Origin of the sequence: Streptomyces sp. SAI-170 (assembly GCF_049739565.1) — a bacterium.
In the GTDB taxonomy this organism is placed as follows: domain Bacteria; phylum Actinomycetota; class Actinomycetes; order Streptomycetales; family Streptomycetaceae; genus Streptomyces.
Map to the genome: position 1 here is coordinate 4,616,397 of NZ_JBMGQD010000001.1, position 26,686 is coordinate 4,643,082.

Sequence of the window (26,686 nt, forward strand, 5' to 3'; positions counted from 1 at the left end):
CTTCTTGCCTTACGCCACCGATTCCGGCACCGGTCGTGCCGGTGCGGCTCCGTGCGCGGTCGGCTTCGCCTTCACCATCAGGGCCGCCACGATCCCGGCGAGGAGCATGATGCCGGCGGCCCACCAGATGGCGACGGTGTAGCCGTGGACGACGGCCTGCCTGGCGATGAGGGCGCGGTCGCCGCCGGAGGCGAGGTGGGCGGTGAGGTAGGCGCTGCTGGTGGTGGTGGCGACGGTGTTCAGCAGGGCCGTGCCGATGGAGCCGCCGACCTGCTGGGAGGTGTTGACGGTCGCCGAGGTGACGCCGGAGTCCTGGGGGGCGACGCCTGCGGTGGCCGTGGAGAAGACCGGCATGAAGATCATGCCCATGCCGAGGCCCATGAGGATCAGGGCGGGCAGGATGTGGGTCGCGTAGTCGGAGTCGACCGTCAGCTGCGTGAGGACGACCATGCCGCCCGAGGCGAGCAGGGCGCCCGGGGCCATCAGCGCGCGCGGGGCGACCCGGGGCAGCAGGCGGGCCGAGACCTGGGTCGAGCCGACGATGATCGAGGCGGTCAGGGGGAGGAAGGCGAGACCTGTCTTGACCGGGGAGTACGCCAGGACGACCTGGAGGTAGTAGGTCATGAACAGGAACAGGCCGAACATGCCGATGACGGCGAGCCCCATGGTGAGGAAGCAGCCCGCACGGTTGCGGTCCTTGACGATGTGCAGGGGCAGCAGCGGCACGGGTGCGCGGGTCTGCCACCACACGAAGGTCGCGAGGAGTACGACTCCTGCCGCGAACAGGCCCAGGACCATGGAGTCGGTCCAGCCGCGGGGCTCGGCCTCGCTGAAGCCGTAGACGATCGCGACGAGGCCGCCGCAGCCGAGCAGGACGCCGGGCACGTCGAGGCGGGCGTCGGCGTGACCGGGGCGGTCGTGCAGCAGGGCGAGGGCGCCGACGACGCCGATGATCGCGATCGGCACGTTGACGTACAGGCACCAGCGCCAGTTCAGGTACTCGGTGAGCAGGCCGCCGAGGATGAACCCGATCGCGGAGCCGCTGCCGGCGAGGGCGCCGTAGATGCCGAAGGCCTTTCCGCGTTCCTTGGGGTCGGTGAAGGTGGTGGTCATCAGGCTCAGCGCGGACGGCGCGAGGACGGCGGCGAAGACGCCCTGGAGGGCGCGGGCGCCGAAGAGCATGCCCGCCGTGGTGGCGGCGCCGCCGAGCGCGGAGGCGGCGGCGAAGCCGACCAGGCCGATGACGAAGGTGCGACGGCGGCCGACGAGGTCGGCGATGCGGCCGCCGAGCAGCAGCAGGCCGCCGAAGGCGAGGGTGTAGGCGGTGATGACCCATTGGCGGTTGCCGTCAGACATGTGCAGGGCGTGCTGTGCGGAGGGAAGCGCGATGTTCACGATGGTCGCGTCGAGGACGACCATCAGCTGGGCCAGGGCGATGACCACCAGGCCCCACCAGCGGTGGGGGTCGGCCTCCGCCCTGTCGGCTGTCCGGGTGCCGCTCATTCGGCCAGCAGACCATGGATCGGGGCGGGTCGCATCCGGTGGGTTCTTGTCGGCGGTCATGGGTGCCTCGGGGGTGTGTTCGGGTCGGGTCAGGGCTCCGGAGGGAGTCAGGGGGACGTTTCCGGGCGGCTGGTCAGGGCGCCGGAGGGAGTCACGGGGACGTTGCCGGGCTGCCGGTCAGGGCGCCGGAGGGAGTCAGGGGGGACCTTTCCGGGCTGCCGGTCAGGGCGCCGGAGGGAGTCAGGGGGGACCTTTCCGGGCTGCCGGTCAGGGCTCCAGGACGACCTTTCCGGTGGTGCCGCGGTTCTCCAGGGCGCGGTGGGCGGCGGCGGCCTCGGCGAGCGGGAAGCGCTGGACGGCCGGGGTGAGGCGGCCTGAGGCGGCTTCGGTGAGGGCGCGCAGTTCGAGGGTGCGGAGCGGGTCGGGGCCGCCCGCGCGGGCGAGCATCACCGGGCCGAGGACGTTCTCGGAGACGCCGTCGACGAAGTGGCCCTTGCCGTCCTTGATGCCCTCGGCGGACCAGCCGAAGACGAGGTGGCGGCCGCCGGGGCCGAGCAGGGCGATGCTCTCGCGGGCGATGTCGCCGCCGACGCCGTCCAGGACCAGGGTGGCCGCCCGGCCGCCGAGGTGGGCGCGGACCTTGTCGGGCCAGGCCCGGTCCGTGTAGTCGACGGCGAGGTCGGCGCCGTTGTCGCGGACCCGGGCGACCTTCTCGGGGCCGCCGGCGAGGCCGATGACGGTGGCGCCGGTGCGCTTGGCGTACTGCACGAGCAGGGTGCCGATGCCGCCGGCCGCGGCGGGGACGATCACCACCGCGTCGGGGCCGAGGTCGGCGAACTGCAGGATGCCCATCGCGGTGCGGCCGGTGCCGATCATGGCGACGGCCCCGGCGAAGTCGAGGTTCTCCGGGATCTCGTGGAGGCGCTCGACCTCGGTGACGGCCAGCTCGGCGTAGCCGCCGGGCACGAAGCCCAGGTGGGCGACGACGCGCTTGCCGAGCCACAGTCCTGCCACGCCCTCGCCGAGCGACTCGACGACACCCGCGACCTCCCGGCCGGGGATCGTGGGCAGCTCCGTCGGCACGGGGGCCGGGCCGCCCTGGACGCCCTCGCGCAGGGCGGTGTCGAGGAGGTGGACGCCGGCGGCACGGACACGGACGCGGACCTGGCCCGGCCCGGGACGCGGGTCCTCCACCTCCTCGTACGTCAGGTTCTCGGCCGGGCCGAAGGTGTGCAGGCGGACGGCGTGCATGGGATCCCCCAGAGGCTTGGCGTGGCGACGGGGCCCACTCTTCTTCCTCAAGCGTGCTTGAGGTCAAGGGCGTTGCGGCCGAGCATCAGCGACACGGCGGTCAGCGCGCTGTTGAAGGACACCTCGGACAGCACGCCGGGCGCCGCGACCTGGTCGCCGACGAGGTACACGCCGTCGCCGCGGTCCACGGCGGGCCGGTCGCGCCAGCTCGTGCCGGGCAGGTCGACCGCGCCCGTACGGCCCTGTGCGACGGCCTCGCGGCGCCAGGTGACGCGCTCGCGCCAGCCCGGGAAGCCCAGGTCGAGCAGTTCCTCGGCGCGGGCGACGCCCTCCGCGCGCGGGGCGTCCGGCGCGATGGGGATCTGGCCCTGGATCAGCTGCTCACCGGCCGGGGCGAGGGTGCGGTCCTGCGCGGTGAAGCGCTCGATCCAGCCCGGCGCGTCCAGGTCCGACACGGCGAACGCGTCACCGCGCCGGGTCCGTACGGCGAGGTCGACCAGCACGGTACGGCCGCTGGGCCAGGTCAGCGAGTCGTCGCCGAGCAGCCGGCGGGCGGCGTCCAGGGAGGTGGCGACGATGACGGGCGTATCGGTCGGCAGGGTGTCGACGCGTGACAGGGTCTCCATCCGCACCCCCAGGTTCCAGGCGCGGGCGGCCATCCGGTCGATGACGGCGCCCCAGCCGCCGCGCGGGTAGTGCGCCTCCGGCGGCAGCTTGGTGGCGCGCCGCAGCCGCTCCTGCACGAACGCGGCGGACAGCGAGCCGGGGTCGTGGTGGAACAGGGCGACGGCCGCGTAGTGGGCGGCGGCCCGTGCGCCCTCCTCGCCCGCCTCCCGCGTAGCCCAGGTCAGGAAGTCCTGGTCCACGGGCGCCTGCGCGGCGCTGCGGCGCAGCAGCTTGAGCATCGCGAAGGGCGGGGTGCGGCGCAGTACGCCGTGGTGCCGCAGCCGCAGCCGCGCGGCCTCCAGGGGCGGCAGCGGCGCGAGCGGCCCGATCAGGTCGCGCCGCCGCAGCCAGGTCCAGTGCGGGCCGCCGCTGTACAGCGCGTGGGGGCCTTCGTTGGTCCGGTACGGGCCCTCGGCGGTGCGGGCCCGCCCGCCGAGGGTGTGGTGCGCCTCGTACACGGTGACCCGGGCACCCGCCTCGGCCGCGGTGATGGCCGCGGTGAGTCCGGCGAAGCCGCCGCCGACGACAGTGATGCGATGCATGGCTGGGGTCTCCTCTGCTGGGGTTCGCCTGTCACTCCTTGCCTGTCACTCCTTACGACGGCGCGGACGGGTGGAAATGTGACAACGGGCCCGCGGGAGGGGTCTTTGCGCAGGTCAGGGCGATTGTCAGTGGCGGGGTGCACGATGGGGGGCATGGCGAGCGGACGAGTGGGCGCACGGACCGGTGGACGGGCCGGCGGTACGGCGGTGAAGGGGGCGCGGCGGCCGGAACTGCGCCTGCCCCCGCTGGAGCGGTGGGACGGCGGCCCGCTGGAGCCGGACGGCGACTACGACGGCCTGGAGCTGAAGGAGGCGGACCTCGCGGGGCAGGACGGCGCGGGCGCCCGCTTCATGGACTGCGCGCTCACGGGCTGCGCGCTGGACGAGACGCGGCTGCACCACGCCCGCTTCCTGGACTCGGTCCTCACGGACGTGCGCGGTGTCGGCACGGACCTGGCCGAGGCGACCCTGCGCGACGTCGAGCTGCTGGGCGCTCGCCTGGGCGGCACCCAGTTGCACGGCGCCGTCCTGGAGCGTGTCGTCGTCCGCGGCGGCAAGCTCGACTTCCTCAACTTCCGCGCGGCCCGCCTCAAGGACGTCGTCTTCGACGGCTGCGTGCTGATCGAGCCGGACTTCGCCGGCGCCCACCTGGAGCGCGTCGAGTTCCTCGACTGCGCCCTGAAGGAGGCCGACCTCACCTCGGCCACCCTGAAGGACGTCGACCTGCGCGGGGCCGCTCCGCTGGAGATCGCCCGCGGCGTGGACCGGCTCTCGGGCGCGGTGATCAGCCCGGCGCAACTGCTGGACCTGGCGCCGGTGCTGGCGGCGGAGCTGGGGGTGCGGGTGGAGGCCTGAGGAGTTCAGCTCACGCGGGGGAAGCGGGCCTGGAGGGTCCAGATCGCCGGGTTCTCGCCCAGGTCCTCATGCAGGTCGACCAGGTCGGCGATCAGGTCGTGCAGGAAGTCCCGGGCCTCGCGGCGCAGCTCGGTGTGGGAGAAGGTCAGCGGTGCCTCCTCGGCCGGCATCCAGTCGGCCTCGATGTCGACCCACCCGAACCTCCGCTCGAAGAGCATCCGGTCGGTGGACTCGGTGAAGTCCAGCTCGGCGTACTGGGGCCGGGAGGCCCGGGAGCCGGCCGGGTCCTGGTCGACGCGCTCGACGATGTCGCACAGCGCCCACGCGAAGTCGAGCACCGGCACCCATCCCCAGGCTGTGGACAACTCCCGGTCGCTCTCGGTGTCGGCGAGGTAGACGTCCCCGCAGAACAGGTCGTGCCGCAGCGCGTGCACGTCCGCCCGCCGGTAGTCCGTCTGCGGCGGGTCCGGGAAGCGGTTGGAGAGGGCGTAGCCGATGTCGAGCACGTAGGTGATGGTGTCACGGGCCGAAGGGCGCGGAATCCACGCCCAGGGGTCCGGCTTTCGCGCGCCCGCGGGTCCGGCTTTCGCGTGCCCAGGGGTTGGCCTTTCGCGCGCCCGCGGGTCCGCCATTCGCCCAGGGGTTGGCCTTTCGCACGCCCGTGGGTCCGGCATTCGCGCGCCCGGGTCCGGATGCGCGCCGCCCATAGGATCATGCTCGTGTCCCGATTCGTGCCCGTTGTCCCCGCCGTAGCCCTCTCCACGGCCCTCGTTCTCGCCCTCACCGCGTGCGGCGGCGGTGTGCAGGGCACGCCCGGCGGCGCGGGGCTGCGTGACCCGTACTTCCCCAAGGCGGGCAACGGCGGCTACGACGTCACCCACTACGCGCTCGACCTCGCCTACGACCCCGCCCGCCGCCGGCTCACCGGCACGGCCGCGCTCACGGCCCGCGCCACCCAGGACCTGTCCGCCTTCGACCTGGACCTGAAGGGCCTGGACGTCACCGGGGTCGAGGTCGACGGGAAGCAGGCGCACTGGAACCGGGCCGGGCAGGAGCTGACCGTCCGCCCGCACGGGGAGCTCCGCGAGGGCGGCACCTTCCGGGTCACCGTCCGCTACGGCGGCACGCCCGAGACCCTCACCGACCCGGACGGCTCACGCGAGGGCTGGCTGCCCACCGCCGACGGCGCGCTCGCGCTGGGCGAGCCGGTGGGCTCCGCGGCGTGGTTCCCGGGCAACCACCACCCCTCCGACAAGGCGCCGTACGACATCACGGTCACCGTGCCGCGCGGCCTGACGGCGGTGTCCAACGGCGAACTGGTGCGGGAGCGTGCGGGCAAGGACCGTACGACGTTCGTGTGGCACACGGGCGAGCCCATGGCGAGCTATCTCGCCACCGTCGCGATCGGCCGCTACGACGTCAGCCGGACGACGGCGCGGGACGGGCTGCCGGTGTACACCGCCGTGGACCCGACGCAGACGCGGGCGAGCCGGGCCGTGCTGGCCCGGCTGCCCGAGGTGCTGGCCTGGGCGGAGGACACCTTCGGGCCGTACCCGTTCACGTCCACCGGGGCGATCGTCGAGCGGGACACGGACGCGGGCTACGCCCTGGAGACGCAGAACCGCCCGGTGTTCCCGGGCGCGCCGGACGTGCCGCTGCTGGTCCATGAGCTGGCCCACCAGTGGTACGGCGACTCGGTCACCCCGCGGACCTGGCGGGACATCTGGCTCAACGAGGGCTTCGCGACGTACGCGGAGTGGCTGTGGGCGGAGGAGCACGGCGGCGACAGCGCGCAGCGCACCTTCGAGCGGCTGTACGCGCACGGCGAGGACCTCTACCCGGACCTGTGGGCGTTCCCGCCCGCGCACCCCGACAGCGCGGAGCGCCTCTCCGGCGACCCGGTCTACCAGCGGGGCGCGATGGTGCTGCACAAGCTGCGGCAGCGGCTCGGCGACGACGCCTTCCGCACTCTGCTGCGCGGCTGGGCGGGCGCCCACCGCCACGGCACGGCCGACACCGCCGACTTCACGGCGTACGTGGAGCGGCAGGCGCCGAGGACGGACTTCTCCGACATCTGGCGGGAGTGGCTGTACGGCGACGGAAAGCCGGGCCGCCCCTGAGGGACGACCCGGCTCGGTATCACCGTGGAGGGAACGTCAGTTGACGTTGATGCCCTTCCAGGCGGCGGCGACCGCGTTGTACTCGGCGCTGCCCGCGCCGTACAGGTCGCGCGCGGCGTTCAGGGTGCCGACGCGGGCGCCCGCGTAGTCGGTGGTGGAGGTGAAGTAGGTGGTCGAGGGCCTTGTACCAGATCTGCTCGGCCTTGGCGCGGCCGATGCCGGTGACCGTGGAGCCGTCGTAGGTGGGCGAGTTGTAGCTGACGCCGTTGATGGTCTTGGCGCCGCTGCCCTCGCTCAGCAGGTAGAAGAAGTGGTTGGCCGGGCCCGAGGAGTAGTGCACGTCGAGGCGGCCGACGCCGGAGGACCAGTAGTCGGCGGAGTTGCCGTCCTTGCTGGGCTTGTCCATGTAGCGCAGCGGGGTGCCGTTGCCGCGGATGTCGATCTTCTCGCCGATCAGGTAGTCGCCCTGGTCGGAGGAGTTGCCCGCGAAGAACTCCACGGAGGTGCCGAAGATGTCGGAGGTGGCCTCGTTCAGGCCGCCGGACTCACGGCGGTAGTTGAGGCCGGCCGTGGACGCGGTCAGGCCGTGGCTCATCTCGTGGCCGGCCACGTCGAGCGAGGTGAGCGGCTTGAGGTTGCCCGCGCCGTCGCCGTACGTCATGCAGAAGCACTGGTCGGACCAGAAGGCGTTGACATAGGCGTTGCCGTAGTGGACGCGGCTGTACGCGGCCTTGCCGTCGTTGCGGATGCCGTTGCGGTTGAAGGCCGTCTTGTAGTAGTCCCAGGTGACCTGGGCGCCGTAGGCGGCGTCGACGGCGGCGGTCTGCCGGTTGGTGGGCGAGCCGTTGCCCCAGACGTCGTCGGCGTCGGTGAAGAGCGTGCCGGTGCCGGACGTACCGCCGTTGAGGTCGTACGTCTTGTGGCCGCCGCGGCCCGCGTCGGTGAGGTTGTAGCCGCCGGAGGCGGCGGTGCTGCCGATGGTGACGGTGCCGCTGTACTGGCTGGTGCCGGTGCCCGTCTCGATGGCCTCGAAGGAGTGCAGCTGCTTGCCGCTGGCGGCGTCGGTGATGATGTGCAGCTCGCTCGGGGTGCCGTCGTGCTGGAGGCCGTGGACGACGGACTCGTAGGCCAGGACGGGCTTGGCGCCGGCGGCCCAGACCACCTTGCGGGCGGTGGCGGAGGTGCCGTCCTCGGCGGCGGCGAGCGCCGACTTCTTCGCGGCGGTCGCCGATATCGCGGCGTCGGTGGACGCCACGGCTATCCGGGCCTTGGTGGCCTTGGTGACGCTCTTGAGGGCGCCGCCCTTCGCCTCGTGCGTGATCAGGTCGCCGCCGAGGACGGGGAGACCGGCGTAGGTGCGCTCGTAGCGGGTGTGGACCGTGCCGTCGGCGTCCTTGACGACATCGCGGACGACGAGCTTCTCCTGGGCGCCGAGGCCGAGTTCACGGGCGGTCGAGGCGGCCCGGTCCTGGGCGGTGGCGATGGCGGTGGCGCGCGCGGACGCGGTCAGCGGGAGGGCCGCGGAGGTGGAGGCGGGCTCGGGGGCGGCCGCGGTGGCGGCGCCGCTCTGCGTCGCGAGGACGACCATCGCGGCCGAGCCGATCAGGGCGGCGGCACGCAGGACGGTCGTACGGGGAGTGCGGGTGGCGTGGGACTGCAGTCTCACTCGGTCTCCTTGGTCACCGGCCTCTGGGGGGAGGCACAGGCTGTGGGCTGCGCCTCATGGGGTGAGGCACAGGTGGGGCACAGATTGCGGCGGCGAGGAGAGAGTGACACCTGCACCGGTCTGTTTGACAGACCGCCGTCAAGACTTTACGTGTTCGTATCCGAAAGCCGTGGTGGCACCTCCGCTATCCGGACGTACGAGGGCCCCCAACTGCGCTTTCGTCAGCCGGAGTTGCCGCTCGGTCCGGCATTGGTCCGGTCCAAGTGGTCCAGCAGTCGAGCGAGTTCCGGCGGCCACACCGGCTCGGCCTCCTCGGCCAGTTCCTCGCGCGTCCACCACCGCCAGCTGAGGATCTTGTCCTCGGCGTGCGCGGCGGCCAGATGGGGGCCGGTGGGCTCGCGGCGGGGGCCGTGGGTGACGTAGATGTGCTCGTGCTGGCGGACGGGGCCGACCGCGTGCGTGAAGTCGTGCTCCCAGGTGGTGAGCAGCGGCCCCGGCTCCAGATCCGTCCAGCCGGTCTCCTCGCGCAGCTCGCGCAGGGCGCCCTCGCGCGGGGACTCGCCGGGCTCCAGACCGCCGCCGGGCATGGCCCAGTGGACGCCGACCTCGACGTTGTCGTACCGGAACAGGAAGACCGCGCCGTCGGGGTCCAGGACGGCGACCCGGGCGGCACGGCGGGGGGTGCGCGACGGCTCAGCCGGCGACTCGCGAGCCGGTTCGCTCGGCGCCTCGCGCAGCGGTTTGCGCAGGACCGCGCAGGGGCGGCCCCGTTCGCGGTCCGTGCGCCGGTCGATCACCTCGTGGCCGAGCGCGGTCCAGAAGGCCAGTGCCCTGGGGTTGTTCTCCAGCACGGCGAGCCGTACGGCGTCACGTCCGGCCGCGCGGAAGCGGTCCTCGACGAGGCCGGCGAGCTGCCTGCCGTGTCCCTGGCGGCGGACACCGCCGTCGACCATCAGCAGCCCGATCCACGGGTCCGGGTCGGCCGGGTCCGGGTGGTGCGCCAGCGTGACGGCGATCCCCACCAGCCGCCCCTGACTGCGCGCCAGCAGCACCTCGGCGTCCGGGTGGGCGAGTTCCCCGGCGAGCGCGGCCGCGACCTGCTCCGGGCGGATGTCGTCCGGGTCGGGGAAGTCACCGCTCAGCGCGAAGAACGCGTGGTTCGAGGCGTAGAGGGCGGTCAGTTCGGTGAGGAGGGGGCCGGGGATGTCCTGGCCGGGCGGGACGTCCAGCTGCTCGAGGATCATGCCGGGACGCTACCGCGAGGCTCGTCCGGTCATGACGGATCGGCCCGGACCCGTACAGGAGGACCCCCGGCCGGGGCCGGGGGTCCTCACAGCGCGGGGCGTCCGTCAGACGTTGACGCCGAAGTCCTGCGCGATGCCCGCCAGGCCCGAGGCGTAGCCCTGGCCGACGGCGCGGAACTTCCACTCGGCGCCGTTGCGGTACAGCTCGCCGAAGACCATGGCCGTCTCCGTGGCCGCGTCCTCCGACAGGTCGTAGCGCGCGATCTCGGCGCCGCCGGCCTGGTTGAGGATGCGGATGTAGGCGTTGCGGACCTGGCCGAAGTTCTGCGAGCGGTTCTCGGCGTCGTAGATGGAGACCGGGAAGACGATCTTGTCGATGTCGGCCGGGAGGGCCGCCAGGTTGACGTTGATCGCCTCGTCGTCGCCCGCGCCCTCGCCGGTGCGGTTGTCACCGGTGTGGACGATGGTGTTGTCCGGGGTCTGCTTGTTGTTGAAGAAGACGAAGTGGGCGTCGGAGTAGACCTTGCCCTGACCGTTGACCGCGATCGCGGAGGCGTCGAGGTCGAAGTCCGTGCCGGTGGTGGTGCGGACGTCCCAGCCGAGGCCCACGGTGACGGCGGTCAGGCCCGGAGCTTCCTTGGTGAGCGAGACGTTGCCGCCCTTGGACAGGCTTACAGCCATTGTTGGGAGTCCCTTCCCTCGTTGCGTACGACGAACCTACAGCTACCCCAATGAACGCCCGAGGAGGTGCCATAGGTTCCAGGTGTCTTTACTTTCTTTACCGGGTCGTGCCCGCCGGGGATATTCGGGTGACGTGAAGCCCCGGGAAACGGGAACATGGTCGGCATGTCCGCACCCCATGTCATCCGTGGCTCCGTCTCGCTGCCCGAGGCCGAGCTGATGTGGCGTTTCTCGCGGTCCTCGGGGCCGGGCGGACAGCACGTCAACACCAGTGACTCGCAGGTCGAGCTGCGGTTCGACCTCGCGGCGACGAAGTCGCTGCCCGATGTGTGGAAGCAGCGGGCCCTGGAGCGGCTGGCCGGGCGGCTGGTCGACGGAGTCCTCACCGTGCGGGCGTCCGAGCACCGGTCGCAGTGGCGCAACCGCGAGGCCGCGGCGGTGCGGCTCGCCGCGCTGCTGGCCGAGGCGACCGCGCCGCCGCCCAAGCCGCGACGGCCCACGCGTATCCCCAGGGGCATCAACGAGCGGCGGCTGCGGGAGAAGAAGCAGCGCGCCGAGACGAAGCGGGGCCGTACCGGCCGGGACTGGTAGCCGATCGCCGCCCGCGGCCACTCTCGTCACATTCGCCTTCCGTCGTACGTCAGTGCAGTGACCTGACTGCGACGAGGGAGGCCCTCCATGCGCCCCGACAACGACTACCTCGCCCGGCGTTTCGAGGAGCAGCGTCCGCGGTTGCGGGCCGTCGCGCACCGCATGCTCGGTTCGCTCGCCGAGGCGGACGACGCCGTGCAGGAGGCGTGGCTGCGGCTGAACCGCGTGGACGGGCAGGACATCGACAACCTCGGTGGCTGGCTGACCACGGTCGTGGGGCGCGTCTGCCTGGACATGCTCCGCACCCGGCGCTCGCGCGCGGAGGAGCCGCTGGACCCGAGGGAGCCGGGCGCGCCGGAGCCGGACGCCGACCCCGAGCAGGACGCGCTGCTCGCCGACTCCGTCGGGGCGGCGCTGCTGGTCGTGCTGGAGACGCTGACACCGGGGGAGCGGCTCGCTTTCGTTCTGCACGACATGTTCGCCGTGCCCCACGAGGAGGTCGCCGCGGTCATCGGCCGCTCCCCGGCGGCGGCGCGGCAGCTGGCCAGCCGGGCCCGGCGCCGGGTGCGGGGCGCGGCGGAGCCGCGGGCGGACCTGGCACGGCGGCGTGCGGTGCTGGACGCGTTTCTCGCCGCCGCGCGGGAGGGCGACTTCGAGGCGCTGCTGAAGGTGCTGGACCCGGATGTGGTGGCCCGTACCCCTGGAGGCGTGGCCGCGGGCGCGGCGACGGTCGCGGCCGGTGCGGCGGGCTTCGCGCGGCTGGCGCAGGCGGCGCGGCCCGCGCTGGTCGACGGCGCGACCGGGCTGGTGGTGCTGGTGGACGGGGAGCTGGAGCGCGCGGTGTCGTTCACCTTCGTGCGCGACCGGATCGCCGTGATCGACATCGTGACGGACCCCGGCCGACTGGCGGAGCTGGACATCACGCTGCTCTGAGCCCCGCTCCCGCTTCGGGCGGAGCCGTCAGCCGAGCTGCCGGTACCGGCCCCGGAAGTACATCAGCGGCCCCCCGTCCGCGCTCGGCACGCGCGCGGTCAGGACCCGGCCCACGACCAGGGTGTGGTCGCCGGCCGTCACCCGCTGTTCGGTACGGCACTCCAGCGTGGCGAGGGCGCCGCCGACGAGGGGCGCCCCGGCGGCCTCTCCGCGGGTGTAGGGGATGTCCTCGAAGAGGAGCCGGTCGCTGATACGGCCCTTCATGGCGAAGCGGCCCGCGATGTGCCGCTGGCTCTCGGCGAGCACGGACACCGCCCACAGCGGCTGCTCGGCGAGCAGGTCGTCCATGCGGGAGCCCTCGCGCAGGCTGACCAGGACCAGGGGCGGGTCCAGGGACACCGACATGAACGCCGTGGCCGTCATGCCGACGTCCTCGCCGCCCGGCGCCGTGGGGTCGTCCGGGTCGAGCGGCGGCTCCTGGGCGGTCACCAGGACCACGCCCGCGGCCAGCCGGGACATGGCGGCGCGGAACTCGTCGTTGCTCACCCCCACAGGATGCCCCGGCGGCGGGGGCCGTGGTGGGCGAGGGCTGGGCGGGGAGCGTGACGGGAGGATGGTTCAGCACATGAGAAACGCTAGTGTGCGCCCCACGGCCCCCGCATCGGACCTCGGTCCGAGAACGGGCCTAGGACCACCGGCGGAGTTACGGTGCTTCCCGCATATCCCCGCCGGTTTGCCATCGATGAACAGCCAGGGAAACACACAGGGAAATCGCAGAAACCTCACTCAATTGTTCACATTTACATGTGACTTGAGTCACAAGCGGGACTAATTGTTGACCCTGTGTACCGAGTGGGCAGCGCGCTGTGATTCAGTGGCGGGGACGATGCGAACCCTTTATTCGCTGCGAGGTCTCGGGGGGAGGGCGAGCATGGAGACCGAGTCGGAGCCCTACGTCCGTCTGGCGTCCCTGCGGCAGCTGCACCAGGTCATGGCCGACATGAACACGGCACGCAGCCTCGCCGACACCCTCCAGACGGTGGCCGACGGCGTGGTCACCGCCCTCGGCTACGAACTGGCCTGCGTCAACCTCGTACGCCCCGACGGCGACCTCGTCGTCGCCGCGTTCTCCGGCAACCCCGCCGCCGAGGCCCTGATCACCGGCCGCGTCGGCTCCCGCGAGTCCTGGGAGCGGCGGCTGAACATGGGCGAGACCTGGGGCGACCTGGTCTTCATACCCCACACCGAGGGCTGGATCCTCGACGACGACGACGTCCCGCAGTGGTTCACCGAGGGCCCCGCCCCCCGCTTCGAGGACGAGTGGCACCCCGCCGACCGTCTCTTCGCGCCCATGTACGCGCCCGGCGGCCAGGGCGGCCCGCACGGCGAGCTGCTCGGAGTGCTGTCGGTGGACCGCCCGCGCAACGGCCGGCGGCCCGGCGCCTGGGGCCGCGAGGCCCTGCAGATGTACGCCTTCCAGGCCGCCATCGCGATCAGCAACGCCCACCTCAGGTCCAACATGCAGCGCGCCCTCGTCCGGCTCGAACGCGAGCAGCAGGCGCTGCGGGCCAGCGAGGAATCCTTCCGGCAGGCCTTCGAGTACGCCCCCTCCGGCATGGCCATCGCCGAGATGGGCGGCGACCAGCACGGCCGCATCCTGCGCACCAACGACGCCCTGTGCCGTCTGCTGGGCCGTCCCGCCGCCGCGATGCGCCGCTACTCCTTCTCCGACCTCGTCCACCCCGAGGACATCGGCACCCTGCTGCGCACCTCGGCGGAAGGCGGCCGGGCCGAGCTGCGGCTGGGCCGCCGCGACGGTACGTACGTCTGGGTGAGCCTGCGCAACAGCGTCGTCGCCGACGCGGCCGACGGGCCCCGCTTCCTGCTCACCCACGTCGAGGACATAGAGGAGCGCAAGCGCCGCGAGCTGCAGCTCGCCCACCGCGCCTCCCACGACTCCCTCACCGGCCTGCCGAACTCCGCCGAGCTGCGCGCCCGCCTCTCCGCGCGGCTCTGCCAGCGCCCGCCGGGGCATCCGGGCGAGCTGGAGTCCGTCGACGCCGCCTACGGTCACCCGGCCTACGACGCCGGCGGCCACGGCTTCGACTTCCGGCCGGGCGCCGACCCGTACGACGGCTACGACCACCATGTGCACACCGTCGCCCCGGAGAGCGAGCACGACGACGGCACCAAGGGTCTCGCGGTGCTCTTCTGCGACCTCGACGGCTTCAAGTCGATCAACGACCGGTTCGGGCACAACGCGGGCGACGCCGTCCTCATCGAGGTCGCCCGGCGCCTGTCGCGCGGGGTGCGCGACGGGGACACCGTGGCCCGGCTCGGCGGCGACGAGTTCGTGATCCTCGCCGACGGCCTCGGCCGGGCCGACGCCCAGGACCTCGCCGTCCGGCTGCGCAACGAGATCATCCAGCCGATCCGCGCCGAGGGCCGGGCCGTACGCGTCGGCGCCAGCTTCGGCATCGGGTGGGCGCACTGCGGGATGACCGCGGACGAAGTGCTCAAGTCCGCCGACGAGCGTATGTACGTCGAGAAACGATCTCGTCCCAAACAGCACAGGCGTGCGGGATGAGCCGCAGGTCAGAGAGTTGATGCGGTCTGAGTCACCAGTTTGGGGCAGCCGGAGCGGGTAGGCTCGCCACCCTGACATCCGTATCGCATCGTTCCGCATGTTGAGGAGTACCAAGGGATGACGCCCGGCAACAACGGCGCGAGCACGCCCGAGGACGACGACCCGTTCGGCTACCTCTACGCCGACGGTCAGGCCAACGGCGCCCAGCCGCCCTCCGGCGGCTACGGCTACCCGAACTCCGTGAGCAGAGTGCGGACGGTCGGCGAACGCCAGTACGGCCAGCAGCAGGGCGCCGCCCCTTCCTACGGCCAGCAGATCCCCCAGCAGGCCGCCTACGGCCAGCAGCAGGGCACCTACGGCCGCCCGAACCCGCACTACGCCGCCCCCGAGACCCTGCCCGGCGGCGCGCCCACCGCGCCGCAGCAGGCGTACGGCGGCAACGGCGGCGGCCGGGGCCGCGGCCCGAACACCAAGGGGCTGCTGATCGGCGCGATCGCGGTGGTCGCCGCGGTCGTCATCGGCATCGGCGTCGCCATGGTCGGCGGCGGCGACGCCGAGGGTGACGAGAAGGGCGACCAGGCAGGCCCCTCCCCGTCCGTCTCGCAGAGCGAGGAGCCGAGCCCCTCGGCCAGCTCCAGCGAAGAGGAGGCGATGGAGCCGCTGGAGACCGACGCCAAGACGCTGCGGCTGTCGCCGGGAGTCGCCACCGCCACGGACGTGCCCGGCGCCAAGTCCGACGGCGGGGTGTACATCACCGGCCTGAACCAGCCCGGCGCGTCCGTCACCTGGACCGTCGACGGCATCCCCGAGGACGGCAGCTACACCCTCTTCGCCGACTACAGCACCGCGGGCGCGGACCAGTCGATGACGCTCTTCGTCAACGGCAAGGAGTTCGGCACCAAGCTGAGCATGAAGAACTACGCGGGCGCCCCCGCCGGCGACTTCTCCAAGGGCTGGACCACCACCTACGCCTACCCGACCCTCAGCAAGGGCACCAACACCCTCACCATCACCTGCGGCACCGGCGACAAGTGCGACGTCCTGCTGGACCGGCTGCGGGTGAAGCAGGGCCAGGTCACCGAGTAGCGAAGCGCCTGCTAGGCCGCGGTGGCCTCCGCGGTCACCGACACCCGGCCCAGCAGCTCCTCGTACGCCGTCCGGTCGAACTCGCCGGCCACCGGCGCGAGGACGGTCGCCGCGGACAGGGCCGTCGCGCGGGCCAGGCGGTCCGGCCAGGGGAGGTTCTCCACCAGGCCCGACAGCAAGCCCGCCACCGCCGAGTCGCCCGCGCCCGTCGGGTTGCCGGGCACCCGCGCGGGCGGAGCGGCACGCCAGCGGCCCTCCGGGGTCACCGCCAGGAGGCCCTCGGCGCCCAGTGAGGCCACCACCGAGCGGGCGCCGCGTCTGCGGGCGTCCTGGGTGGCCCGCAGTGGCTCGTGCGAACCGGTCAGCTCGGCCAGTTCGTCGGCGTTCGGCTTGATCAGGTCCGGGCGCGCGGCCACACCCCGGCGCAGCGCCTCCCCGCCCGTGTCCAGCAGCACCGGCACCCCCGCCGCCCGAGCGGTCCGTACGAGACCGGCGTACGCCCCCACCGGCACGCCCGGCGGCAGGCTGCCGCACAGGGCCACCGCCGAGGCCGAGACGAGGAGGTCCGCGTACACCTCCTGGAACGCGGACCACTCCGACGGTGTGATCAGCGGGCCCGGCTCGTTCAGCTGGGTGGTGTCGCCGGTGGACTCGTCGACCACGGCGACCGTGCGGCGGCTCGCGCCGGCGACCGGGACGAGTGCGTCGACCACGCCCGGCGTCGCGGTGAGCCGCTCCTGGATCGCCCGCCCGGTGCCGCCGCCCGCGAAGCCGGTGACCGTCACCTGGTGGCCCAGTGCCGCGAGCACCCGGGCCACGTTGAGGCCCTTGCCGCCGGGGCGTTCGACCACCTCGGAGACCCGGTGGGAGGCGTGCGGCCGCAGGGACCGTACGCGGTAGGTGATGTCGAGAGCGGTGTTCGGTGTGACCGTGAGGATCACCTGGTCCGACCTCCCCCGAAGCGCTTGCCGACTGACTTCTTCCGAAGTCCTGATCATGCCAAAGAGACGGCGACCGGCCCAGCCCCAGGACCGGCCACCGTCTCGTCGACCTGCGGCTCAATCAGCCCAGTTGGGGATCGACCACCCATTCCCCTCGCCGCATGACGCCCTTGACGTCGAAGTCCGCGTCCAGCAGCACCAGGTCGGCGTACTTGCCGGGCTCCAGCGAGCCGACCGAGTCGGCCAGGCCCAGCAGCCGGGCCGGGTTCGCGGACAGCGCGGCGACCGCGTCCCCGACGGGCAGCCGGTCGATCGTCACGGCCCGCTTGAACGCGCGGTCCAGGGTCAGGGTCGAGCCCGCGATCGAGCCGCCCTCCACCAGCCGGGCCACCCCGTCCGCGACCTCGACCTCCAGCGGGCCCAGCATGTAGCGGCCGTCGCCGATGCCGGCCGCGTCCATCGCGTCGGTGATGAAGGCGACCCGGTCCGCGCCCGCGTGACGGAACGCCAGCTCCAGCGCCGCCGGATGCAGATGCGTGCCGTCGTTGATCAGCTCGACCGTGACCCGCTCGTCCTCCAGCAGCGCCGCGATCGGGCCCGGCGCGCGGTGGCCGAGGGCGGGCATCGCGTTGAACAGGTGCGTGGCGACCGTCGCGCCCGCGTCGATCGCCTCGACCGTCTGCTCGTACGTGGCGTCCGTGTGGCCGACCGCCGCGATGACGCCGTGCTCGGCCAGCAGCCGTACGGAGTCGATGCCACCGGGCAGTTCCGTGGCGAGGGTGACCATCTTGGCGTGGCCGCGCGCCGCGTCGATCAGCTTGCGCACCTCCGCCGGGTCGGGGTCGCGCAGCAGCCCCTCGGAGTGGGCGCCCTTGCGGCAGGGGGAGATGAACGGGCCCTCGAAGTGGATGCCCGCGATGTCGCCCTGCTCGGCCAGCTCGCTGAGCAGGCCGGCCTGGCGGACCAGGAGGTCCATCTCGTCGGTGACCGTGGAGGCGACGAGGGTGGTCGTGCCGTGTGCGCGGTGCGTGCGGATGCCCTTGAGGACGTCCTCGACCGTGCCGCTGGAGAAGGAGGCTCCGCCTCCGCCGTGGTTGTGGAGGTCGACGAAGCCGGGGATCAGCCAAAGGCCGCCGGCGTCGAGGGACCGGGCGTTCTCTGGTGCCCTGTCCGAGATGCGGGGGCCGTCGATGATGAGCCGGCCGTTCTCTACCGTGCCGGTGGGGAGGACCACGTTGGCTCCGGTCAGGACCAGGGGGGTTCCGTCCGTCGCGGGCTGCGGGTGCGTCGTGGCTTGTCGCGCAGTTCCCCGCGCCCCTGGGGGGGTTGCCGTCACGTCGGTTCCTCCATACGGTCCGAGTGGTTGAGGAGATCCCAGGCCAGGAGGCCTGCGCCCAGGCAGCCTGCGGTGTCGCCCAGGGCGGCTGGGACGATCGTCGGCAGCTTCTGGAAGGTGACACGGCGCCGGACCGCGTCTCGCAGTGGTGAGAACAAGGTTTCCCCCGCCTCGGCGAGGCCGCCACCGATGATCAGGGTGCGGGGGTCCAGCAGAGTGAGCGCGGTGACCAGGCCGTCGGCGAGGGCGTCGACCGCCTCGCTCCAGACTCGTACGGCGTTCGGGTCGCCGGACGCGACGGCCCGCGCGCAGTCGGCGGCGTCCGCCCCGGGGTCCCCGCAGGCGGCGGCCCAGGCCTCGCTCACCGCCGCCGCGGACGCGTACCGCTCCAGGCAGCCGCGCTGACCGCACGGACAGGGCGTCCCGTCGTGCCGTACGACGATGTGGCCGATCTCGCCCGCGAAGCCGTGGGCGCCCGCCTCCACCCGGCCGTCGATGCCGATCGCGCCCGCGATGCCGGTGCCCAGCGGCACGAAGAGGAAGCGGTCGGCGCCCCGGCCCGCGCCGATACGGCCCTCGGCGAGGCCGCCGGTGCGCACGTCGTGGCCGAGCGCGACCGGGATGCCGCCGAGGCGCTTGGTCATCAGGTCGCGCAGGGGCACGTCCCGCCAGCCGAGGTTGGCGGCGTAGGTGGCGACGCCGTTCGTGTCGTCGACGATGCCCGGCACGGCGACGCCCGCCGCGTCGGCCGGCTCGCCGAAGTGTTGCTCGCCGTACGCCTGGAGCTCGGCGGCGAAGTCGAGGATGCCGTCCACGACCGCGTCCGGGCCGCGCTCGCGCCCGGTGGCCCGGCGTGCCCGGTGCAGCAGCTCGCCGTTCGGCCCGGCCAGGGCGGCCTTCATCCCGGTGCCGCCCACATCGAGGGCGATGACATGTCTCACGGGGAACAGTGTGGCCCGAGGACCCACAAGAGGTCTAGTCCACTTGCGTGGTGTAGACCTTGATTCGGATAGCGGACACCCGGGTGGGGTGTCCGAGCGGAACACGGGCAGGGTTGGGGCTTCGTAGTGCAGCGGCGTAGGACGGGAATGATCGCGGCGGTCGTCGCGCTGGGGATGACGGCGGTCCTGGGGGGCTGCGGCGTCGGCGGCGGGGCCGACGACGTCACCCTGAAGCTGGTCGCCGCCGACTACGGCGACAGCGCGGCCAACAGCTCCAAGAAGTACTGGGACAAGCTGGTCGCCGCGTACGAGGCCGAGCATCCCGGCGTGAAGATCGACGTCTCCGTCTACTCGTGGAACGACGTCGACCGCAAGGTCAAGGAGATGGTCGACGCGGGCGACGCCCCCGACCTGGCGCAGATCGGCGCGTACGCCGACTACGCCGCCGCCGGGCAGCTCTACACCGCCGACGACCTGCTCTCCATCACCACCCAGGCCGACTTCGCCGGGCAGCTCGCCGACGCCGGGCAGGTCGACGGAGAGCAGTTCGGCATGCCGTTCGCCGCGTCCACGCGCCTGCTCTTCTACAACAAGTCCCTCTTCGCCGAGGCCGGCCTCACCCCGCCCACCACCTGGGCCGAGCTCGCCTCCGACGCCGAGGCGCTGAAGGAGGAGGGCGTCGCCTACCCCTACGCCCTGCCGCTCGGGCCCGAGGAGGCACAGGCCGAGACCATGCAGTGGCTGCTCAGCGGGGGCGGCGGCTACACCGACACGCTGGGCACGTACGGCATCGACTCCGCCGAGAACGTCGGGACCTTCACCTGGCTGCGCGACCAGCTCGTCGGCAAGGGCCTGACCGGGCCGGTCGCGCCGGCGAAGCTGAACCGGGCCGACGCCTTCGCCGCGTTCGCCTCCGGCAAGGTCGGCATGCTCAACGGGCATCCCTCGCTGATGAAGACGGCCGCGAAGAAGGGCGTGAAGTTCGGCATGGTGCCGATGCCCGGGCCCGACGGGGAGACCAAGTCCACGATGGGTGTCGCCGACTGGATGATGGCGTTCAAGAAGAACGGGCACCGGGACCAGGTGGGGGATTTTCTTGATTTTGTCTACAGCGAGAAGAACGTGCTCGCCTTCTCGCGTGAGTACGACCTGCTGCCGGTGACCAACTCCGCGTCGGATGTCATGTCCGCGGCCGAGGAAGACCAGGACCTCAAGCCGTTCCTCGACCAGCTGCAGTTCGCCGAGTTCTATCCCGTGGGCAAGACGTCCTGGGCCTCGGTGAGCGCCGCGGTGAAGGCGGACATCGGCAAGGCCGTCGCCCCCGGCGGGAGTCCGTCCGCTGTGCTCGGGGGGCTGGAGGCGGAGGCCACGCAGGCCGATGCGGCGGCTGCCGCCAGCTAGTGTGCTGCGCATGGACGCAGAGGGGGCAGAGGGGCTCGGGCAGCGGGAGCGGGACATCCTTGCGCTGGAGCGGCGGGGGTTCGCCGGGCCCGGCGCGAAGGAGCGGGCGATCCGGGAGGAGCTGGGGCTGGCGCCCGTGCGCTACTTCCAGCTCCTGAACGCCCTGCTGGACGATCCTCGGGCTCTTGCGCATGATCCGGTGACCGTCAATCGGCTGCGGCGGGTGCGGGAGGCTCGGCGGGGGGAGCGGTGAGCCTGCGGTGAGCTTGGCGGTGAGCTTGGGGTGAGTGCCGTGGGGCTCGCGTGGATAGGGTCGCTGTATGGGCAGCCATCAGCATGATGCGAGTGCAGGTGCGAGCGCCGGTGTGGGAGCTCTGCCGGAGCCTGTGACCGAGGCCGGACGCGTCGGGCTCGACGCGCTTCTCGCCCGGCCGGGCAAGGCGGTGATCGCCCTCGACTTCGACGGCACCCTCGCCCCGATCGTGCCGGACCCCGATCAGGCGCGGGCCCACCCCGATGCCGCGCCCGCGCTGGCGCGGCTGGCGCCTCGGGTGGCGTCCGTCGCGGTGATCACCGGGCGGCCGGCGGGGGTGGCGGTGCGGTACGGGGGGTTCGCGGGGGTGGCCGGGCTCGAGCACCTCGTGGTGCTCGGGCACTACGGGGCCGAACGGTGGGACGCGGCGAGCGGGGGCGTGAGCGCGCCTGCGCCGCATCCCGGGGTCGCGGCGGTGCGGGCCGAGCTGCCGGGGGTGCTCGACGGGGTCGGGGCGTGGCAGGGCACGTGGGTGGAGGAGAAGGGGCGGGCCGTTGCCGTCCATACGCGGCGGGCGGAGGATCCGCAGGCGGCGTTCGAGATGCTGCGGGAGCCGCTCGGGGCGTTGGCCGCGCGGCACGGGTTGATCGTGGAGCCGGGGCGGATGGTGCTGGAGCTGCGGCCGCCGGGCATGGACAAGGGGGTCGCGCTGGAGGAGTGGGTACGGTCCGTCGGCGCGGAGTGCGTCGTCTACGCCGGTGACGACCTCGGTGACCTGCCCGCCTTCGCCGCCGTCTCCAAGCTCCGCGCCGACGGCATTCCGGGGCTGCTGGTCTGCAGCGGCAGCGACGAGGTCGCCGAGCTGCGCGAACGGGCGGATGTCGTGGTGGACGGCCCGTCGGGTGTGGTGCAGCTGCTGTCCGCGCTCGCGTCTCGGCTGGGCTGACCGGGGCGGATGCCTGCGGCGGCCTGCGCGGCTTCGGTGGGGGTTGCTGTAGCGCATCCGCTGTGTGGGTGGGCCGGGGCCGGGCCGGGGGGTTGTCCGTCCTCGGTCCGGCGATCTGCTCGGCTACGGGGGTCGAACCGTGTTTCCGCCGGCCGCTGCGGGCGGACAACCCCCCGTCCCGTCCCCTCCCCGCCGTACGCGACTGGCCCCATCGCCCACCGTCCGTGGTTCCTCGCGACCGTACGCGGCTGACGGTCGTGCCCTTAGGGGCGCGGGGAACTGCGCGACCAGCCCACGACGGCCCGCGGTCGCATGCGAGGGGAACGGCCCACGACCTCAGGGGCGCGGGGAACTGCGCGATCAGCCTGCGGCGGCCCGCGGTCGCATACGGCGGGAAAGGGACGGGGCGCTGTTCAGTGGGTCAGGGCGTTCAGTTGGTCCAGGAACCACTGGGCCGGAGGCAGGGCGGTGGCGGAGGCGGCGAGTCTCTTGGTGCGTTCGGCGCGTTCGGCCGGGGGCATGGTGAGGGCGTCGTGGAGGGCGTGGGCCGTGCCCACGATGTCGTACGGGTTGACCCCCAGCGCGTCCTCGCCGAGTTCCTCGTAGGCGCCGGCCTCTCGGGAGAGGACGAGTGCGCAGCCCTGGTCGGAGACGACGGGGACCTCCTTGGCGACGAGGTTCATGCCGTCGCGGATGGGGTTGACGAGGGCGACGTCGGCGAGGCGGTAGGCGGCGAGGGAGCGGGCGAAGTCGTCCTGGACGTGGAGGACGACCGGGGTCCAGGTGGGGGTGCCGTAGGAGGTGTTGATCTCGTCGGCGAGGCGCTGGACGTCTGCCGTGTAGTCGCGGTAGACGGCGAGGTCCTGGCGGGAGGGGTAGGCGAAGGCGACGTGGACGACCTGTTCGCGCCACTCGGGGTGGATGTCGAGGAGGTGGCGGTAGGCCAGGAGGCCTCGGACGATGTTCTTCGAGAGTTCGGTGCGGTCCACTCGGACGATGGTGCGGCGGCCTTCGCCGATCTCCGTGCGGAGGGACGTCATGCGGTCCTGCACGTCCTGGCGGTGGGCGCGTTCGCGCAGGAAGTCCGCGTCGGCGCCGAGGCCGTGGACGCCGATCCGGGTGTCGCCCAGGCCGCCGGCGAATTCTTCGCAGCAGGCGGTGAAGGCGTTCGCCCAGCGGTGGGTGAGGAAGCCGAGGCGGTCCGCGCCGAGCATGCCCTTCAGGAGCTGGGCGGAGATGTCGTCCGGGAGCATGCGGAAGTACTCGGGCGGGGCCCACGGGGTGTGGGAGAAGTGGCCGATGCGCAGGTCGGGGCGCAGGGCGCGGAGGAGGCCGGGGACCAGGGCGAGGTGGTAGTCCTGGACGATCACTGCCGCGCCCTGGGCGGCCTCGGCGGCGAGCGCTTCCGCGAAGGCCCGGTTGTAGGTCTCGTAGGAACTCCACTGGCGGCGGAAGTCCTCGTCGAAGACCGGTTCCAGTGGGGTCTGGTACAGCATGTGGTGGACGAACCAGAGGACCGAGTTGGCGATGCCGTTGTAGGCGTCGGCGTGGACGTCGGCCGGGATGTCCAGCATGCGGACGCCCGGCTCGCCCTCGCCGCGGCGGACGGCCTCGCGGTCGCTGTCGGACAGGGCAGAGCAGACCCAGAGGGCGCCGGCGTCCGGGCCGATGGCGGAGAGGCCGGAGACCAGTCCGCCGCCGCCGCGTCTGGCGTGCAGCGCGCCGTCCTCGCGCAGTTCGTACGAGACCGGGCCGCGGTTGGACGCGACCAGCACCTGTGCACCGTGCGTGGAAGCCATAGCCCTCAACCTAGCCCGGCCCGGAAACGCTCAAACGCGCGTATCAGCCGGATACGGAGAGTTCGGGCGTCATGCGACCTTGCGTGACGCGTACTCTGCGATCTCCAGCATCGGCGGGCGCTCCTCGGTGTCCACGGAGTAGGTGCGGGCCTCGAAGCCGTCCTCGCCCCGTTCGAACTGGGTGAGGGCGGGGCGGATGAGGTGACCGCGGGCGAGGCGGAGCTGGGCCGTGCGGTAGATCGCCGCCGCCATGCGGCCGAGGGCCTGGCCGTCCTGGTGGCGGTGTTTGCGGACTCCGACGTCCACCTGGGCGAGTGCGTCGAGGCCGACGAGGTGCAGCGAGTCGACCAGCATGCCCAGCTCCACGCCGTAGCCGACGGGGAAGGGGAGCTGTTCGAGGAGGCTGCGGCGGGCCGCGTACTCGCCGCCCAGGGGCTGGACGAAGCCGGCGAGCTGGGGCCAGTGCATGTTGAGCAGGGGGCGGGCCATCAGCTCGGTGACGCGGCCGCCCTGGCCCTGGGCGCCGGCCAGGGGGCGGTCGTACATGCCCTTGACCAGGTCGACGTCGGGGTCGGTGAGCAGGGGGCCGACGATGCCGGAGACGAAGTCCGAGGAGAACTCCTTCAGGTCGGCGTCGATGAAGCACACGATGTCCCCGCTGGTGACGAGGAGCGAGCGCCAGAGCACTTCGCCCTTGCCGGGGACGGACGGGATGCGGGGGAGGATGTCGTCCCGGTGGACGACCTTGGCGCCCGCCGCCGCGGCGACCTCCGCGGTGCGGTCGGTGGAGGCCGAGTCGACCACGACTATCTCGTCGACGAGGGGGACCTGGTTCATCAGGTCGTGGCGGATGATCGCGACGATGTCGCCGACCGTCTCCTCCTCGTTGAGCGCGGGCAGCACGACGGAGACCGTCTGGCCGGTCGCGCGCTTCGCGGCCAGGATCTGGTGGAGCGGGCGGTCGGTGACGGACCAGGAGCGAGTGGTCAGCCAGCGCTCGACTTCTTCCAGCACAGCCTGCGGCTCCTCTGCGTTCTCTCGGCGAGGGGGTCGGAAGTGATCCATCTCGCGGTTCGGACGGCTATCTCAACTGTCCTGGCCTTCGGTTACAGTCTTGAACAACGCTGATGACCATCGCATGTCGGGGGTCCTCCGCGTGGACAACTCCATACCGCTCATCCAGAGGGGCAGAGGGATACGGCCCGATGAAGCCCCGGCAACCCTCCAGTCGGTTCTCCTGACATTCGTGCAGCGAGGCTCCCGGCTAGGGAAGGTGCCAAATCCGTCTCACGGCGAGATGCGTCGTGAGGAAGATGAGGAGAAAGGGCCTCGCCTCACATGGCTGCGCAGACTGTTGCAACCTCCACCGATTCCACCGTCGACCTCGGGCCGGCCGCCGCGCTGAGCTGTCGCGAGTGCGGGCACCAGGTGCCCCTCGGACCCCTCTTCGCCTGCGAGGAGTGCTTCGGGCCGCTGGAGATCGCGTACGACTTCTCCTCCTACGACGCCGAAGAGCTGCGCAAGCGGATCGAGGCCGGCCCCGCGAACATCTGGCGGTACGCGCCGCTGCTGCCGGTGCCCGCCGACGTGGCCGAGAAGCCCAACCTGAACCCCGGCTGGACCAAGCTCGTGCAGGCCGACAACCTGGCGCGCGAGCTGGGCGTGACCGGCGGGCTGTTCATCAAGGACGACTCCGGCAACCCGACGCACTCGTTCAAGGACCGGGTCGTGGCGCAGGCCCTCGAGGCCGCTCGTGCCTTCGGGTTCACCACCCTCTCGTGCTCCTCCACCGGCAACCTGGCCGGCGCGGTGGGCGCCGCCGCCGCTCGTGCCGGCTTCCGGTCGTGCGTGTTCATCCCGCACGACCTGGAGCAGGGCAAGGTCGTCATGGCCGCGGTCTACGGCGGCGAACTCGTCGGCATCGAGGGCAACTACGACGACGTCAACCGCTTCTGCTCCGAGCTCATCGGCGACCCGGCGGGCGAGGGCTGGGGCTTCGTCAACGTCAACCTGCGCCCGTACTACGCGGAAGGGTCCAAGACCCTCGCGTACGAGATCTGCGAGCAGCTCGGCTGGCGGCTGCCCGACCAGATCGTGGTGCCCATCGCCTCGGGTTCGCAGCTGACGAAGATCGACAAGGGGCTCCAGGAGCTGATCAAGCTCGGGCTCGTCGAGGACAAGCCGTACAAGATCTTCGGTGCGCAGGCCGAGGGCTGCTCGCCGGTGTCCACCGCCTTCAAGGCCGGGCACGACGTGGTGCGCCCGCAGAAGCCGGACACCATCGCCAAGTCGCTGGCCATCGGCAACCCGGCCGACGGGCCGTACGTCCTGGACATCGCGCGCCGTACCGGCGGTTCGGTGGAGGACGTGACCGACGAGCAGATCGTCGACGCGATCAAGCTGCTCGCCCGGACCGAGGGCATCTTCGCCGAGACGGCCGGCGGTGTGACCGTCGGTGTGACGAAGAAGCTGATCGACAGCGGTGTTCTCGACCCCTCGCTGACCACCGTCGTCCTCAACACGGGTGACGGTCTGAAGACCCTCGACGCGGTGGCCGGTACCGGTCTGACCGCCACCATCCGCCCCAACCTGGACTCCTTCCGAGAGGCTGGCCTCGCATGAGCGTGACCGTCCGCATCCCCACCATCCTGCGCACCTACACCGGCGGTCAGGCCGAGGTTCCCGCCCAGGGCGCGAACCTCGCCGAGGTCATCGCCGACCTGGAGAAGAACCACACGGGCATCGCCGCCCGGGTGCTCGACGACCAGGGCAAGCTGCGCCGGTTCGTGAACGTGTACGTCAACGACGACGACGTGCGCTTCGAGCAGGGGCTGGAGACCGCGACCCCGGACGGGGCCGGCGTCTCCATCATTCCGGCGGTCGCCGGCGGCTGAGACCCGCCCGCCCATTACCTTCGGTAAGGGTGGTCACCGAGAGTTCATCGAATTGCCCCCTCCGTGAGAGAAGCGGAGGGGGCAATTCTGCATGGTTGAGCACGGTAGAGTTGGGGAAGCCCGCCGCCTCCGTATGCCGGGTGCATATGAAGTCCGCTCGAGGATCCGTCGAGAACCGACGAGAAGCAGCCAAAGTGCCCGGCGGTTTTGCGCCTTTCGCTCCTTATGTGCGGCCCGACTTGCCCTGAAACAGGGTGAATTCTTGGCAAACTCCCGAACGCCTGCGTCCTGAATTCTCGTCCGATTGACCTGTTGCAGACGGCAGTTGGACAGATACATTCAGCCGCGGTCGACGCGTTCCGGCGCACGCCCCCGGCCAATGGGGGGTGAGGTCTGACCCGGGTCCGCGAAGTGTGGATCTGTGCAAGGGCCAGTAATAGGGGAGTTAGG

General features: G+C 72.2%; 23 protein-coding genes, 1 pseudogene and 1 riboswitch. Of the genes and pseudogenes, 11 read left to right on the top strand and 13 right to left on the bottom strand.

The genetic code is table 11. The features are described from left to right. Positions 1–9 precede the first annotated feature (9 nt). From RKD23_RS20690 to RKD23_RS20700, 3 genes are all read right to left on the bottom strand, one after another. Positions 10–1,503: an MFS transporter gene (locus RKD23_RS20690; RefSeq protein ID WP_424855001.1), complete on the bottom strand. Its 1,494-nt coding sequence runs from the start codon at positions 1,501–1,503 to the stop codon at positions 10–12. A 267-nt stretch (positions 1,504–1,770) separates the two neighbouring features. Beyond that, the gene (locus tag RKD23_RS20695) at positions 1,771–2,754 is read right to left on the bottom strand and encodes a zinc-binding dehydrogenase (protein ID WP_424855002.1); all 984 of its coding nucleotides are present in this window, start codon (positions 2,752–2,754) and stop codon (positions 1,771–1,773) included. A gap of 47 nt (positions 2,755–2,801) precedes the next feature. Beyond that, complete coding sequence (locus tag RKD23_RS20700; RefSeq protein ID WP_424855003.1) at positions 2,802–3,962, bottom strand: FAD-dependent oxidoreductase; 1,161 nt, start codon at positions 3,960–3,962, stop codon at positions 2,802–2,804. 153 nt (positions 3,963–4,115) lie between these two features. On the opposite strand from RKD23_RS20700, the gene RKD23_RS20705 reads away from it, so the two are divergent. Then, positions 4,116–4,817, top strand: coding sequence for a pentapeptide repeat-containing protein (locus RKD23_RS20705; RefSeq protein WP_424855004.1), 702 nt, complete (start codon positions 4,116–4,118; stop codon positions 4,815–4,817). A gap of 5 nt (positions 4,818–4,822) precedes the next feature. Here RKD23_RS20705 and RKD23_RS20710 read toward each other — a convergent pair whose 3' ends face one another. Continuing rightward, complete coding sequence (locus RKD23_RS20710) at positions 4,823–5,323, bottom strand: hypothetical protein (protein WP_404042154.1); 501 nt, start codon at positions 5,321–5,323, stop codon at positions 4,823–4,825. Between the two features lie 207 nt (positions 5,324–5,530). Here RKD23_RS20710 and RKD23_RS20715 point away from each other — a divergent pair, with 207 nt between their 5' ends. Then, the gene (locus RKD23_RS20715; protein ID WP_424855005.1) at positions 5,531–6,937 is read left to right on the top strand and encodes a M1 family metallopeptidase; all 1,407 of its coding nucleotides are present in this window, start codon (positions 5,531–5,533) and stop codon (positions 6,935–6,937) included. Positions 6,938–6,973: 36 nt separating this feature from the next. Here the strand turns inward: RKD23_RS20715 and RKD23_RS20720 are convergent. From RKD23_RS20720 to RKD23_RS20730, 3 genes and pseudogenes are all read right to left on the bottom strand, one after another. Then, a pseudogene (locus RKD23_RS20720) lies at positions 6,974–8,525 on the bottom strand (M4 family metallopeptidase). A 299-nt stretch (positions 8,526–8,824) separates the two neighbouring features. Next, on the bottom strand, positions 8,825–9,847 hold the full coding sequence (locus RKD23_RS20725; RefSeq protein WP_424855006.1) for a GNAT family N-acetyltransferase: 1,023 nt from the start codon (positions 9,845–9,847) through the stop codon (positions 8,825–8,827). Positions 9,848–9,952: 105 nt separating this feature from the next. Then, positions 9,953–10,528, bottom strand: coding sequence for a TerD family protein (locus RKD23_RS20730; protein ID WP_404041773.1), 576 nt, complete (start codon positions 10,526–10,528; stop codon positions 9,953–9,955). A 156-nt stretch (positions 10,529–10,684) separates the two neighbouring features. Here RKD23_RS20730 and arfB point away from each other — a divergent pair, with 156 nt between their 5' ends. Together arfB and RKD23_RS20740 are read left to right on the top strand one after the other, a co-directional pair. Continuing rightward, the gene (gene arfB / locus RKD23_RS20735; protein WP_424855007.1) at positions 10,685–11,119 is read left to right on the top strand and encodes an alternative ribosome rescue aminoacyl-tRNA hydrolase ArfB; all 435 of its coding nucleotides are present in this window, start codon (positions 10,685–10,687) and stop codon (positions 11,117–11,119) included. A gap of 87 nt (positions 11,120–11,206) precedes the next feature. Next, on the top strand, positions 11,207–12,052 hold the full coding sequence (locus RKD23_RS20740; RefSeq protein ID WP_424855008.1) for a sigma-70 family RNA polymerase sigma factor: 846 nt from the start codon (positions 11,207–11,209) through the stop codon (positions 12,050–12,052). Between the two features lie 27 nt (positions 12,053–12,079). Here RKD23_RS20740 and RKD23_RS20745 read toward each other — a convergent pair whose 3' ends face one another. Next, positions 12,080–12,598, bottom strand: coding sequence for a flavin reductase family protein (locus RKD23_RS20745; protein ID WP_424855009.1), 519 nt, complete (start codon positions 12,596–12,598; stop codon positions 12,080–12,082). A 385-nt stretch (positions 12,599–12,983) separates the two neighbouring features. Between RKD23_RS20745 and cdgB the strand changes: the two genes are divergently transcribed. Both cdgB and RKD23_RS20755 read left to right on the top strand, forming a co-directional pair. Continuing rightward, entirely contained in the window at positions 12,984–14,639 is a 1,656-nt protein-coding gene (gene cdgB, locus RKD23_RS20750) for a diguanylate cyclase CdgB (RefSeq protein ID WP_424855010.1), read from the top strand. A 117-nt stretch (positions 14,640–14,756) separates the two neighbouring features. Then, a complete protein-coding gene (locus tag RKD23_RS20755) occupies positions 14,757–15,725 on the top strand; it encodes a carbohydrate-binding protein (RefSeq protein ID WP_424855011.1) in 969 nt (322 codons plus the stop codon). Positions 15,726–15,736: 11 nt separating this feature from the next. Here the strand turns inward: RKD23_RS20755 and RKD23_RS20760 are convergent, their stop codons facing one another. From RKD23_RS20760 to RKD23_RS20770, 3 genes are all read right to left on the bottom strand, one after another. Further along, entirely contained in the window at positions 15,737–16,666 is a 930-nt protein-coding gene (locus tag RKD23_RS20760) for a 1-phosphofructokinase family hexose kinase (RefSeq protein WP_424855012.1), read from the bottom strand. Positions 16,667–16,787: 121 nt separating this feature from the next. Then, positions 16,788–17,900 (bottom strand): N-acetylglucosamine-6-phosphate deacetylase, encoded by a 1,113-nt coding sequence (nagA, locus tag RKD23_RS20765; RefSeq protein ID WP_424855013.1) that lies wholly within the window; start codon positions 17,898–17,900, stop codon positions 16,788–16,790. A 98-nt stretch (positions 17,901–17,998) separates the two neighbouring features. Then, complete coding sequence (locus tag RKD23_RS20770) at positions 17,999–18,943, bottom strand: ROK family protein (protein WP_424855014.1); 945 nt, start codon at positions 18,941–18,943, stop codon at positions 17,999–18,001. 147 nt (positions 18,944–19,090) lie between these two features. Between RKD23_RS20770 and RKD23_RS20775 the strand changes: the two genes are divergently transcribed. From RKD23_RS20775 to otsB, 3 genes are all read left to right on the top strand, one after another. Further along, positions 19,091–20,344 (top strand): ABC transporter substrate-binding protein, encoded by a 1,254-nt coding sequence (locus tag RKD23_RS20775; protein ID WP_424855015.1) that lies wholly within the window; start codon positions 19,091–19,093, stop codon positions 20,342–20,344. Between the two features lie 10 nt (positions 20,345–20,354). After that, positions 20,355–20,597 (top strand): DUF3263 domain-containing protein, encoded by a 243-nt coding sequence (locus RKD23_RS20780; protein WP_424855016.1) that lies wholly within the window; start codon positions 20,355–20,357, stop codon positions 20,595–20,597. Positions 20,598–20,664: 67 nt separating this feature from the next. After that, complete coding sequence (otsB, locus tag RKD23_RS20785) at positions 20,665–21,543, top strand: trehalose-phosphatase (protein WP_424855017.1); 879 nt, start codon at positions 20,665–20,667, stop codon at positions 21,541–21,543. Positions 21,544–21,956: 413 nt separating this feature from the next. On the opposite strand, the gene RKD23_RS20790 is transcribed toward otsB, so the two are convergent. Together RKD23_RS20790 and RKD23_RS20795 are read right to left on the bottom strand one after the other, a co-directional pair. Next, positions 21,957–23,342: an alpha,alpha-trehalose-phosphate synthase (UDP-forming) gene (locus RKD23_RS20790; RefSeq protein ID WP_424855018.1), complete on the bottom strand. Its 1,386-nt coding sequence runs from the start codon at positions 23,340–23,342 to the stop codon at positions 21,957–21,959. Between the two features lie 69 nt (positions 23,343–23,411). Beyond that, complete coding sequence (locus RKD23_RS20795) at positions 23,412–24,356, bottom strand: glucosyl-3-phosphoglycerate synthase (RefSeq protein WP_424855019.1); 945 nt, start codon at positions 24,354–24,356, stop codon at positions 23,412–23,414. 158 nt (positions 24,357–24,514) lie between these two features. Next, a riboswitch (SAM riboswitch) is annotated at positions 24,515–24,662 on the top strand. Positions 24,663–24,680: 18 nt separating this feature from the next. Here RKD23_RS20795 and thrC point away from each other — a divergent pair. Further along, a complete protein-coding gene (gene thrC / locus RKD23_RS20800; RefSeq protein WP_424855020.1) occupies positions 24,681–25,964 on the top strand; it encodes a threonine synthase in 1,284 nt (427 codons plus the stop codon). Beyond that, the gene (locus RKD23_RS20805) at positions 25,961–26,236 is read left to right on the top strand and encodes a MoaD/ThiS family protein (RefSeq protein ID WP_404041788.1); all 276 of its coding nucleotides are present in this window, start codon (positions 25,961–25,963) and stop codon (positions 26,234–26,236) included. Before thrC ends, RKD23_RS20805 begins: the two co-directional genes overlap by 4 nt. The last annotated feature ends 450 nt before the right edge of the window (positions 26,237–26,686 follow it).

Bases quoted from the DNA above. Each gene is read 5' to 3' on its own strand.
- RKD23_RS20690 (WP_424855001.1), bottom strand. From the start codon at position 1,503: ATGAGCGGCACCCGGACAGCCGACAGGGCGGAGGCCGACCCCCACCGC.
- RKD23_RS20695 (WP_424855002.1), bottom strand. From the start codon at position 2,754: ATGCACGCCGTCCGCCTGCACACCTTCGGCCCGGCCGAGAACCTGACG.
- RKD23_RS20700 (WP_424855003.1), bottom strand. From the start codon at position 3,962: ATGCATCGCATCACTGTCGTCGGCGGCGGCTTCGCCGGACTCACCGCG.
- RKD23_RS20705 (WP_424855004.1), top strand. From the start codon at position 4,116: ATGGCGAGCGGACGAGTGGGCGCACGGACCGGTGGACGGGCCGGCGGT.
- RKD23_RS20715 (WP_424855005.1), top strand. From the start codon at position 5,531: ATGCTCGTGTCCCGATTCGTGCCCGTTGTCCCCGCCGTAGCCCTCTCC.
- RKD23_RS20725 (WP_424855006.1), bottom strand. From the start codon at position 9,847: ATGATCCTCGAGCAGCTGGACGTCCCGCCCGGCCAGGACATCCCCGGC.
- RKD23_RS20730 (WP_404041773.1), bottom strand. From the start codon at position 10,528: ATGGCTGTAAGCCTGTCCAAGGGCGGCAACGTCTCGCTCACCAAGGAA.
- arfB (WP_424855007.1), top strand. From the start codon at position 10,685: ATGGTCGGCATGTCCGCACCCCATGTCATCCGTGGCTCCGTCTCGCTG.
- RKD23_RS20740 (WP_424855008.1), top strand. From the start codon at position 11,207: ATGCGCCCCGACAACGACTACCTCGCCCGGCGTTTCGAGGAGCAGCGT.
- cdgB (WP_424855010.1), top strand. From the start codon at position 12,984: ATGGAGACCGAGTCGGAGCCCTACGTCCGTCTGGCGTCCCTGCGGCAG.
- RKD23_RS20755 (WP_424855011.1), top strand. From the start codon at position 14,757: ATGACGCCCGGCAACAACGGCGCGAGCACGCCCGAGGACGACGACCCG.
- RKD23_RS20775 (WP_424855015.1), top strand. From the start codon at position 19,091: ATGATCGCGGCGGTCGTCGCGCTGGGGATGACGGCGGTCCTGGGGGGC.
- RKD23_RS20780 (WP_424855016.1), top strand. From the start codon at position 20,355: ATGGACGCAGAGGGGGCAGAGGGGCTCGGGCAGCGGGAGCGGGACATC.
- otsB (WP_424855017.1), top strand. From the start codon at position 20,665: ATGGGCAGCCATCAGCATGATGCGAGTGCAGGTGCGAGCGCCGGTGTG.
- RKD23_RS20790 (WP_424855018.1), bottom strand. From the start codon at position 23,342: ATGGCTTCCACGCACGGTGCACAGGTGCTGGTCGCGTCCAACCGCGGC.
- thrC (WP_424855020.1), top strand. From the start codon at position 24,681: ATGGCTGCGCAGACTGTTGCAACCTCCACCGATTCCACCGTCGACCTC.
- RKD23_RS20805 (WP_404041788.1), top strand. From the start codon at position 25,961: ATGAGCGTGACCGTCCGCATCCCCACCATCCTGCGCACCTACACCGGC.